This window comes from Aeromonas sp. 604176, assembly GCF_049170755.1.
Classification (GTDB): Bacteria; Pseudomonadota; Gammaproteobacteria; order Enterobacterales; family Aeromonadaceae; genus Aeromonas; species Aeromonas veronii_A.
Map to the genome: position 1 here is coordinate 1 of NZ_JAAKNE010000141.1, position 9,769 is coordinate 9,769.

Here is a 9,769-nt window from a genome sequence, read left to right on the forward strand (position 1 = left end):
AGCAGGGAGAGCTGCACATCCTTGAGCGGGTCGGCGCTGGCCAGGGAGCTGACGAACACCTCCAGCTGATCGCGGTAACGGCGGGCACTAAGCCCCATGTCGCTCACCGCGAAATAGGTGGTCTCCTTGCGCCAGTCGTAGTTGCCAAGGGGAGACATCACCGCAAAGTAGACGCCAGCCTCGGCCAGCTGCGGCTCCTTCACATTGATGAGGCGGGTCTCGCGCCGGTTGGCATCGAGCTCCAATGCATAGCGGCCACTGAATACCCGCTTGGCCCGCTGGGTGATCTGTTCAAGCTCCCAGTTACCCATGCCGGCACCGGGGCGATATTCCGCCAGAAAACGGGGCAGATATTCGGCATCGACCCGAAAGAAGTCGATATTGACCTCATCCACATTGACCGCGCTGATGGGCAGGCGAAGTTCCTGACGCAGCGGCAATACCATGCCGCTGGCGGTAAACGAAGCCCCCGCCTCCAGCGGGCGGGTCTTGAGGGTCCAGCTCTGGGGGGATGGGCCCAGCCCCGCCTTGAGGCTCACCTCGTAGCTTTTATCGGGCTGGACGTTCGGGAAATAGAGGGTGCGACCATCGTCGGCCAAGATCCACTCCCCCTGCACCTGCTTGCCCCCCTCACTGACCCCGAGCCAGCTCTGCCAGTTTACCTTCGGCGCCAGGGGGCCGGAGAATACCAGCGCCAGTGCCGGCGCATCGCGATATTGGCGGGCATTGGCCTGCACCACGGCGCTTGGGGCGCCCGCTTCCTGCTGCGCGGCAGGCTTTATAGTCGGCCCATTGGCGACAGGCTTGTCGGGGCCACAACCGGCCAACAGCAAACCGACCACCCCGCAAAGCAGCAGGGTTGACCAGCGGCGGCGCAGAGCGCCGGTTTCAGCGGTAGAGCGGTGAGAAACAGAGGGAGAGTCGAAGAGGCACATAGGTTCCATCCCGAGTTGGAGCGCTGCAAACGCAGCGTGGCTGGAAACAGGATAAGGCATCCTGCTCACCCGACACAAAGCTCATTACCCGAATGGGCACAATTCCGCGCCCCTGCAGCACGAGAACCCCCTTGCCCACTGATCCAGTGCGGCAAGGGTTGTCATCTAGTCGTGGCTGGTCTCGTTTTTTGCTCCGCCTTTGAACCAGCGAAACAGGATGGCCATGACGGCCGCCAGAAACAGCACCAGCGAGGTAATCAGCAGGGCCCGGGTCAACAGTTCGCTGTGGTGGAGGAAGAAGGGGGTATTCATCGCCAGCTTGCCCACCAAACTGAGGCAGAGCGCCCACATAAAGGCACTGGCAAAGCTGGCCACGCACATCCGCAGCACGCTCAGGCGGCCAATCCCCATCAGCATGGGAGTCAGCACCCGCACGAACGGGATAAAACGGGAGGAGAACATCGCCAGAAAACCGTACTTTTTAAGCAGCCGGGTCGCCTTGGGCAGGCTGTCGGGAGGCAACATCCGTTCGATATGATCCATAAAGCGGGTGCGCTGCAGGGCCCGTCCCTGCCAGTAGGCGAGCACAGAACCTATGCCAGCAGCCAACGGCAGATAAATAAGTGTTACTTCGGGGCCAAACACCCCCATGCCAACCAACCCACCGGCCAGCAGTACCAAGCTGTCCCCCGGCAGGGGCAGGAAGACGAATGCGGACTCCAGCAGCAGTACCAGCATCAGGCAACTGATCAGCAGGGGTACCGCCTGCATCTGAACCAGGGCGTCAAAATCCTGATGCCAAATGGCCATCAGCATATCCAGCATGTCACTCTCCCTACTACACGGTTCATCATGAACGAGGCAGGGGTTATAGCACCCATCCCCTGAACAAAACGTTAATTTTGTCCGGCACAGGAAATAAAGTGTGTCGAAATATTGCAGCAACGAGGGGGAATGCAAGAAGGGCGAAAAGCAGAAACAAAAAGCCCCTCATCTTGCACGCACAAGGGAGAGGGGCAAACAGGCACAGAAATAAAACGGTTACTCGGCGGTGGCCATCTGCCAGGTTTTAAAGCCGCCGGAGAGATTCTTCACTTTAAAGCCGTGTTGGCTCAGCAGGCGGCAGGCGACATGGCCGCGCAGCCCGACCTGACAGCTGATCAGCAGCTCTTTCTCTTTGGGCAACTCATGGAGGCGACCACGCAACTCGTCGAGGGGGATATGCAGTGCCCCCGGAATGCGGCCCAGCTTGTCGAGCTCCGGGCCATTGCGCACATCCACCACCAGCTGATGGGGGTTACGAGCCTGCACCTCGGCCACGTGGCAGAGCAGGGTGTCCCCCTTCAGGTGGTTGCTTGCCACAAAGCCCGCCATGTTGATCACATCCTTGGCTGAGCCGAACGGCGGCGCATAGGTGAGCTCCAGATCCTGCAGGTCAAACACGGTGAGACCGGCGCGTTGGGCCACTGCCAGCACGTCGATGCGCTTGTCGATGCCATCCTTGCCGATGGCCTGGGCACCGTAAATCTTGCCATCCGGGGCAAACAGCAGCTTGAGGCTGACCGGATGGGCACCCGGGTAGTAACCGGCGTGGCTGCCCGGGTGGACATAAACCTTCTCGAACGGCAATCCCAGTTGCACCAGTCGCTTCTCGTTGAGGCCGGTGCTGGCCACCGCCAGATCGAACAGCTTGCAGATGGCGGTGCCTTGGGTCTTCTTGTAGGTTTCGCTTCGGCCCAGCATGTTGTCGGCGGCGATGCGCCCCTGCCGGTTGGCGGGGCCCGCCAGCGGGATCAGCACAGATTCGCCTGTGACGAAGTCAATCTCTTCCACCGCATCCCCCACCGCGTAGATGAAGGGATCCGAGGTACGCATCCCGGCATCCACCTTGATGCCGCCCCGTGGGCCCAGCTCCAGCCCCGCCTTGGCGGCGAGCAGGGTTTCCGGCTTGACGCCGATGGCGAGGATCAAGAGACCGGTATCAAGATGGGAACCGTCATTGAGGGTCAGGCGCAGGCCACCGCTTTTGGCGGTCGGTACGGCGGAGGTCTTCTCGGCAGGCAGATCCAGACTCTCGATGGCGGTGAGGCCGGTGCGCAGGCGCAGGTCGATCCCCTCTTCCCGGATGCGGGCATGGAGCATGTTGGCCATCTCCTTGTCCACCGGAGCCATCACCTGATCGGCCAGCTCCAGCAGGGTGACATCCAGCTTGCGCTGGTGCAGCGCCTCCATCATCTCCAGCCCGATAAAACCGCCGCCCACCACAGTGACGTGGCGCGGCTGATCGTGGTGCAGGGCCGCCAGAATGCGATCCATGTCGGGGATATTGCGCAGGGTATAAACATGGGGGCTGTCGATACCGGGGAAGGGAGGACGGATCGGCGCGGCGCCCGGGCTCAGCAGCAGCACATCGTAATGCTCGCGCTGCTCTTCACCGGTTTGCAGGTTGCGCACCAGCAAGGTCTTGCCCGCCTTGTCGATCTCAATCACATCGTGGAAGACCCGCACATCGACGTTGAAACGGCGCTTGAAACTCTGGGGAGTCTGCAGCAGCAAGGCATCCCGGTCGGGGATATCGCCCCCGATGTGATAGGGCAGACCGCAGTTGGCGAAGCTGACAAACTCGCCCCGCTCGAACATCACGATCTCTGCCTCTTCACTCAAACGACGAGCGCGAGCCGCCGCCGATGCGCCCCCCGCGACACCACCGATAATCAGGATCCGTTTCATCTGCAAGACTCCTCATACATGATAATGGGCAATAAATTAGACTTTTCTAATTTAGAATTCAATGAAATTTTGTTTCACACCATTTTGCAGTATTCTTGCAATCCCGACGGTTGCTTAACAGGATGTTGTTTGTTCATGTCGTCTACCGCACTCAGTCATCTTCCTCCTGCCCTCCAGACGCCGCTCTTTTTCCGTCTGGATCTGCGCAGTCAACGGCTGGTCGCCCTGACCGACGTGATGCAAACCCCGCTCTACTGGCTCGACGAACCGCGTGCCCCCTGGCCTGCCCAGCTACCCGATGCCCTGCGCCTGCCCATCGAACAACTGCTGGCCAACGGCCATGGCGGCAAGATCACAGTGCGCTTTGCCAGCCAGTTGTGGCATATCGCCCTCGCTCACGAGCAGGATGGCTTCTGGCTCATCTGTCTGCAGAACCTTCGCCAGGAGCCCATCGCCGATCTGGCATTGCAACTGCCGCGCCTCAGCCAGATGGCAAGCCAGCAACAGTATGCGCTCCTGCTTGAGACCCTCAAAGAGTGTCTCGGGGCCGATCGGCTCATTCTCTGGCACTATCAGGCCAACGGTGATCTCGGCAGCGAGCAGCTCACCCCCGTATTTACCCTGGGCATAGAGAGCATTTATCCGATCCGCGGCGACAGCCGCTATATCCGCGCCCTGCGCACCCGCAAAGCGTTGAGTTTCTCGGAGGCGGCCCACCAGCCAATGCTGAGCAATCACCTCTATCTGACCAGTGCCGGTGTGCGCTCACGCCTCGATGGTGCCCTGCTGGAGCAGGACAAGCTGTTCGGGGTGCTGAGTCTGGAGTATCTCGATCCCACCCCCCTTAGCGAGGAGATGTTGCAACTGGTGCGCAACAGCGCCCAACTGCTCGGTCACTGGCAACCACAGTGCGAAGAGCAGGAGGGGGAAGCAAGTTTGCCTGCCGAGCTAAGCCAACTGACCGGTATGAGTTACTGCAAGACGCTGATCCGCTGGGCCATGAGCCTTAGTGGTGCCCGCGCCGGCTGGCTCGGCGAGTTCCAGCCCCGCGGTCAGGAGCTCTGGATCATTCCCCGCTGCGTATTTAACGGGGAGCTCTTCTCCACCCTCAAACCCATCCAGCTAGAGCAAGGTCCCGCTTTGGAGCTGTTCCAGCACGGTCAGGCCATCTATGTCGAAAACCTGGCACTGCGTTACCCCAAGGCAACCCGGCTGCTGGCCCTCAAGGCCGACATTTATATCGGTATCCCGCTTCATGACCAGCACGGTACCGTCATGGGGCAGATCACCCTGCTGCTCGACGCTCCGCTGAAAAAGCCCGAGCTCCTGCTGGCTCTGTTGAGCAGCCAGCACGAGCGGGCCGCCATCGAGCTGCAACGCCTCGCCGCCGACGACGCCCTGCGGCTGGCGGAAGTGGCCTTCAATACCCACGATGGACTGATCGTGATGGATCACAACGGCATCATCCTCAAGGTCAACCACTCCTTCAGCCGGATCACCGGCTTTGGCGAGGTAGAGCTGCTCGGCCACTCCATTCGCAAGCTGCGCCCCACCTACTTCGGTGATCACCTCAAGGAGGATGTCAGTCGCGCCGTCAACGAGCAGGCGTTCTGGCTCGGGGAAGAGCGCTGTCTGCACAAGGATGGGCACCTCTTTCCGGTGCGCTTGATGGTGAACGGTGTCAAGGATGAGCAGGGAGAACTGAGCCACTTTATCTGCAGCTTCTACGACATCACCCGGGAGAAGGAAGCAGCCAGACACATCGAGCAGCTCGCCTATTACGACGATCTCTGTGGCCTGCACAACCGACGCAGTCTCAACCATATTCTGCAGCAGACCCTGAGCGAGCCAAACAGCCAATGGGGCGCCCTGCTGCTGGTGGATCTGGACAACTTCAAGTCGATCAACGACTCTCTCGGCCACGCCTGCGGCGATCTACTGCTGCAGGCCGTGGTACAGCGTTTCAGGGATCTGCCCCAGGACAATCTGGTACAAGCGCGCATCTCTGGGGATGAATTTGCCCTGCTCTTTACCCAGCTCGGACAAGGGGAAGTCACAGCCAAAATACTGGCAGAGCACTTCGCCCGCGAGCTGATGGGGCTGTTTCGCACCCCGTTCGACATCGGCGATCACAAGCTGCACTGCAGCGCTTCGGTGGGGATCAGTCTCTTTTCCGGTAACGGAATGGATCACCTCACCCTGATGCAACAGGCCGACACCGCCACCCACATGGCCAAGCGGGCCGGTCAGGGCCACTACGTCTTCTTTACCGAGGCAATGGCCCAGCAGGAGAAGAACCGCCTGACCCTTACCAATGAGCTGCGCGATGCCCTGCGTCATCACGAGCTGCAGCTGCATTATCAACCACAATACCGGGTCGACAATGGTTCACTGTCGGGTATCGAGGCGCTGCTGCGCTGGCAGCGCAGCGACGGCACCATGGTGCCACCCGGGGAGTTTATTCCCATCGCCGAAGAGACCAGCCTGATCCTCGAGATCGGCTACTGGGTGATGAAGACCGCCTGCGCCCAGTACAGCTTCTGGCTCAACCGTGGCCTGCAGATCCCCCATCTGTCGGTCAACGTCAGTGCCCGCCAGTTCCACACCCAGGGCTTCGTACAACAAGTGGAGTACATTCTGCGCGACACCGGTGTGCCCCCTTCCCGCCTGCTGCTGGAGGTAACCGAATCGGTAGTCTTGGAGAATCGGCAGGAGAGTATTGCCAGAATGCGCCAGCTCAAGGAGCTCGGCATCCTCATCTCCATCGACGACTTCGGCACCGGCTACTCGTCGCTGGCTTACCTGCGGGATCTGCCCGCCGACGAGGTGAAACTGGACAGAAGCTTCATTCAGACCCTGGTGCACAGCGAACAGGACAGGGCTATCGTCAAGGCTATCCTCGATCTGGCCCAGGTATTCCGCTTTACCGTCACTGCCGAAGGGGTGGAAGAGGAGGCGCAGCTGGCCATCCTCAAAGCACTGGGATGCCAGCATTATCAAGGGTATCTCACCAGTCGGCCGCTCACCGTCAAGGGGCTGGAGCAGCTGCTTGGCAGCCGGGCGGCGGACTAAAGGTGTAGGATCAATAGGGGTTTATGTAATAAAATAACGGCCTGCTCGAATCGTTGGAGTTGTTTATGTCTGTCATTAATCGGATCCCTGCCGTTGAAATCAGCCAGCCAGCCGGAGCTCACGGCACCGTTGGCCGGATCCATTCGGTCGAAACCTGCGGCACTGTCGATGGCCCGGGAATACGCTTTATCGTATTCATGCAAGGCTGCCTGATGCGCTGCAAGTACTGCCACAATCGCGATACCTGGGATACCGAAGGTGGCCGCGAAGTGACCGTACCGGAGTTGATGAGTGACATCACCAGCTATCGCCACTTCATGAATGCCTCCGGCGGTGGCGTGACAGCGTCCGGCGGTGAAGCCATGCTGCAACCGGCCTTCATTACCGAACTCTTTACCGCCTGCAAAGAGAAAGGGATCCACACCTGTCTCGACACCAACGGCTTCGTCCGTCATCTCGACGAACAGGTGGACAAGCTGCTCGACCAGACCGATCTGGTGCTGCTCGATATCAAACAGATCAATGACGAGAAACACATTCCGCTGACCCACGTCAGCAACAGATATACCCTGGAGTTTGCCCGCTATCTGGCGGCCAAAGGCAAGACCATGTGGATCCGCTACGTGGTGGTGCCGACCTGGAGCGACGACGACGAGAGCGCCGAAGGGCTGGGCCAGTTTATCGCCGAGCTGGGCGAGAGCGTGGAGAAGGTGGAGCTGCTCCCCTACCATGAGCTCGGCAAACACAAGTGGGATGTGCTGGGCGACCCGTACGAGCTGAGCGGGATCAAGCCCCCCAGCAAGGAGACCATGGAACGGGTCAAGGGCATCCTCGGCAAGTACCACAACAACGTCAAATATTGATGGTAAAAGCAGGCTGATTCGTCAGCCTGCTCTGCTATGGGGCGGTCGGGAAGGCCACCCTGACTTTACTGCATGAATGGACGACAAGATGAGTGAAGGACAACTCGCCGCCCTCCTGATCTGGCTGGTACTGCTGGCGTTCAGCCTGCGCAGCTCCCTGTGGCAGACCCTCCATGACAACCCCCTCTATCAGCACCTGTTGCTGGGGAGTGCCATCGCGCTGGTGCCGCTCTGGTATCTAAGGGCCGGTCTGCATGAGGGGCTGGAGGTCCATTTTCTCGGGCTCACCACCCTCACCCTGCTGCTGGGCTGGCGGCTGGCACTGCTCGCCCCCTGTCTGACCCTGCTGGTGCTCGGTTACTTCGGTGTCACCAATATGGCCGATTTTGGCTGGCAGGCACTGGTGGGCATCGCCCTGCCGGTGGCCACCAGCTGGCTGCTGTTTCTGGCCAGCTGGGCCTGGCTGCCACGCCATCTCTTTGTCTATATCTTCGTGGCCGCCTTTCTCGGCGGCGCCCTCACCATCTCGGTCAAGGTGGTAGCCAGTGCGTTGCTGATGGGGCTGAGTCACAGCTACCCCTGGCACACCATCACGGCGGATTACCTCTCCATCTGGCCACTGCTGCTGTTCCCCGAAGCCCTGCTCAACGGCATGGCGATGACGGTGCTGGCCATCTACCGCCCTCACTGGGTCAATACCTTCTTCGACCGCACCTATCTGGGCAAGTAACGCTCTCTTTCCTGATCTGCGCCCATAAAAAAGGAGAGGCCATCGCCTCTCCTTTTGGTATTCAACATGGTGCCAAATCCCGGCTTAGTGCAGCTTCAGGGTCGGGCGCAGTACCCGGTTGATGCGACCCACCAGCATGATGAGGCCGGTCTTGACGTAGCCGTGCAGGGCGATCTGATGCATCCGGTAGAGGGAGATGTAAACCAGACGGGCGATGTAGCCTTCCACCATCATGGATCCGCGCATCAGGTTACCCATCAGGCTGCCCACGGTGGAGAAGCGGCTGAGGGAGACCAGCGAACCGTGGTCGTGGTAGAGGTAGGGCTTCATCTCGCCGCCGTTCATCTTGGCCAGAATGTTCTTGAATGCCTGGCTGGCCATCTGGTGGGCAGACTGGGCGCGCGGCGGCACGAACTTGCCATCCGGCTGCGGGCAGGCGGCGCAGTCACCGATAACGAAGATGTTCTCGTCACGGGTGGTCTGCAGAGTCTCTTTCACCACCAGCTGGTTGATACGGTTGGTCTCAAGACCGGCGATATCCTTCATAAAGTCAGGCGCCTTGATACCGGCCGCCCACACCATCAGGTCAGCTTCAATCAGCTCGCCATCCTTGGTGTGCAGACCATCGGCGGTCGCCTCGGTGATCATGGTGGCGGTACGCACGTCCACACCCAGCTTGACCAGCTCCTGATGGGCGGCGCCGCTGATGCGCTCCGGCAGAGCCGGCAGAATGCGCGGGCCCGCTTCCACCAGCGTCACCTTCAGACTGTCGGTGGTGAGGTTCTTGAAGCCGTAGGCATAGAGCTGCTCGACCGCGTTGTAGAGCTCGGCAGAGAGCTCGACGCCGGTGGCGCCGCCGCCAACGATGGCAATCTTCACCTTGTCGCCCGGCTTATATTCGGTGGCGAACTGCAGGAAGCGGTTCATCATGCTGTTGTGGAAGCGGTGCGCTTGGGAGGGGCTATCGAGGAAAATACAGTTATCCTTGATGCCCTTGGTGTTGAAGTCATTGGAGACAGAACCGATGGCCATCACCAGATAGTCGTAGGGCAGCTCGCGCTCGTTGACCACGATGTCGCCATTGTCGTCGTGGATCGGGGCCAGCACGATGCGTTTCTCGTCGCGCTTGATGTCGGTCAGGGTGCCGAGCTGGAAGTCGAAACCGTGGTTCTTGGCGTGAGACTGGTAGCTCAGGGCATCGATGCCCGCATCCATGGATCCAGTGGCTACTTCGTGCAGCAAGGGTTTCCACAGGTGGGTGCGGTTGCGATCGACCAGAGTGATCTTGGCCTTGTTCTTTTTGCCAAGCTTGCGACCCAGACTGGTAGCAAGCTCCAGGCCACCGGCGCCGCCGCCTACAACGACAATATTCATCATGATGATTTTCCTCGGTTCCTCAAAACGAAAGGGAGCCATTGGCTCCCTAAAACGAAATCGGT

The 9,769-nt window shown here is 60.0% G+C and carries 6 protein-coding genes and 1 pseudogene; 3 read left to right on the forward strand and 4 right to left on the reverse strand.

All coding sequences use genetic code 11. The annotated features are described in order from the left end of the window. The 3 genes and pseudogenes from G5358_RS18675 to G5358_RS18685 form a co-directional block, all read right to left on the reverse strand. Window positions 1-935: pseudogene (locus tag G5358_RS18675) on the reverse strand (alpha-2-macroglobulin family protein); the annotation flags it as partial. A 165-nt stretch (window positions 936-1,100) separates the two neighbouring features. Next, window positions 1,101-1,760 (reverse strand): DedA family protein, encoded by a 660-nt coding sequence (locus G5358_RS18680; RefSeq protein WP_005333990.1) that lies wholly within the window; start codon window positions 1,758-1,760, stop codon window positions 1,101-1,103. Window positions 1,761-1,976: 216 nt separating this feature from the next. After that, the gene (locus G5358_RS18685; RefSeq protein ID WP_005344666.1) at window positions 1,977-3,665 is read right to left on the reverse strand and encodes an FAD-dependent oxidoreductase; all 1,689 of its coding nucleotides are present in this window, start codon (window positions 3,663-3,665) and stop codon (window positions 1,977-1,979) included. Window positions 3,666-3,800: 135 nt separating this feature from the next. Here G5358_RS18685 and G5358_RS18690 point away from each other — a divergent pair, with 135 nt between their 5' ends. The 3 genes from G5358_RS18690 to G5358_RS18700 all read left to right on the forward strand — a co-directional run bounded on the left by G5358_RS18690 (window position 3,801) and on the right by G5358_RS18700 (window position 8,330). Then, window positions 3,801-6,737 carry an EAL domain-containing protein gene (locus G5358_RS18690; protein WP_421324680.1) on the forward strand — a complete coding sequence of 979 codons (2,937 nt, stop codon included), beginning with the start codon at window positions 3,801-3,803 and terminating at the stop codon, window positions 6,735-6,737. Between the two features lie 65 nt (window positions 6,738-6,802). Further along, a complete protein-coding gene (gene pflA / locus G5358_RS18695; RefSeq protein ID WP_005333994.1) occupies window positions 6,803-7,600 on the forward strand; it encodes a pyruvate formate lyase 1-activating protein in 798 nt (265 codons plus the stop codon). 88 nt (window positions 7,601-7,688) lie between these two features. Continuing rightward, complete coding sequence (locus G5358_RS18700) at window positions 7,689-8,330, forward strand: energy-coupling factor ABC transporter permease (RefSeq protein WP_216954030.1); 642 nt, start codon at window positions 7,689-7,691, stop codon at window positions 8,328-8,330. Between the two features lie 84 nt (window positions 8,331-8,414). On the opposite strand, the gene G5358_RS18705 is transcribed toward G5358_RS18700, so the two are convergent. Then, window positions 8,415-9,707: an NAD(P)/FAD-dependent oxidoreductase gene (locus G5358_RS18705; protein WP_421324682.1), complete on the reverse strand. Its 1,293-nt coding sequence runs from the start codon at window positions 9,705-9,707 to the stop codon at window positions 8,415-8,417. Between the last annotated feature and the right edge of the window lie 62 nt (window positions 9,708-9,769).

Excerpts from the sequence above, each read along its gene's own strand:
- G5358_RS18680 (WP_005333990.1), bottom strand. The coding sequence starts at position 1,760 with ATGCTGGATATGCTGATGGCCATTTGGCATCAGGATTTTGACGCCCTG.
- G5358_RS18685 (WP_005344666.1), bottom strand. The coding sequence starts at position 3,665 with ATGAAACGGATCCTGATTATCGGTGGTGTCGCGGGGGGCGCATCGGCG.
- G5358_RS18690 (WP_421324680.1), top strand. The coding sequence starts at position 3,801 with ATGTCGTCTACCGCACTCAGTCATCTTCCTCCTGCCCTCCAGACGCCG.
- pflA (WP_005333994.1), top strand. The coding sequence starts at position 6,803 with ATGTCTGTCATTAATCGGATCCCTGCCGTTGAAATCAGCCAGCCAGCC.
- G5358_RS18700 (WP_216954030.1), top strand. The coding sequence starts at position 7,689 with ATGAGTGAAGGACAACTCGCCGCCCTCCTGATCTGGCTGGTACTGCTG.
- G5358_RS18705 (WP_421324682.1), bottom strand. The coding sequence starts at position 9,707 with ATGATGAATATTGTCGTTGTAGGCGGCGGCGCCGGTGGCCTGGAGCTT.